This is a genomic window from Pseudomonas sp. CGJS7 (genome assembly GCF_036961695.1).
This window is the reverse complement of sequence record NZ_JBAMDI010000316.1, coordinates 1-778: the sequence shown is the minus strand read 5'-3', so window position 1 is coordinate 778 and position 778 is coordinate 1. Positions and strand designations below refer to the sequence as shown.

Sequence of the window (778 nt, the reverse complement as noted above, 5' to 3'; positions counted from 1 at the left end):
CACTGTCACTGCCCCGGACAACGTCTACGTCGGCACCAACGATCCTGTCGTGATGTCGATCGCAACCGTTGAAGGCGCGGATGTCGGCAAGTTCGAGCAACTGACGCTGGACAAGACCCCGGTCAGCACGTCGATCACCGACGAGCCGGGTACCCCAGGCAACGAAGGCGACCTGGTCAAGGTCACCATCACCGCCGACCAGACTTCGGTGGCCGAGAACGTCAAGCCGACCTTCACCGTGCACGTCAACCAGCCGTTGGCTCACGACCTGGTCGTGACCCTGAGCAACAATGCCCAGGTCACCATCAAGGCCGGCGAAACCAGCGCGCCATACACCCACGCTGCGCAGGGTGATGACGTTTACAACGACGCTGGCCAGATCAGCCTGGGTATCAATTCGGCGGTGGACGCCACCGGCGCTGCATTCGAGAACCTGCAACTGGGCGGTGCGGCTACCGTTCAAGTGACCGACACCCCCGACGAAGTGGTGGCCAAGCTGACCGCGACCCCTTCGGTCAGCGAAGGCGGCGAGATCACCTACACCATCACGCTGACCAACAAAGACGGTCTGCCGATCAACAACCACAGTGCATTGACCTTCACGCTGAGCGACGGCAAAACCGTCATCACCGTGCCGGCCAACGGTACCGTGGGCACTGCCACCGTGGCTGCCCCGGACAACGTCTACGTCGGTACCAACGACCCGGTTGTGATGTCGATCGCAACCGTTGGCGGCGCGGACGTCGGCAAGTTCGAGCAACTGACGCTGGATAAGACC

Annotated in this window: 1 protein-coding gene; it reads left to right on the top strand. The window is 62.2% G+C overall.

Annotated elements, in window-relative coordinates; translation table 11 throughout:
* A partial coding sequence (locus V7787_RS52860) for an immunoglobulin-like domain-containing protein (protein ID WP_336095461.1) occupies positions 1-778 on the top strand: 778 nt, incomplete at both ends.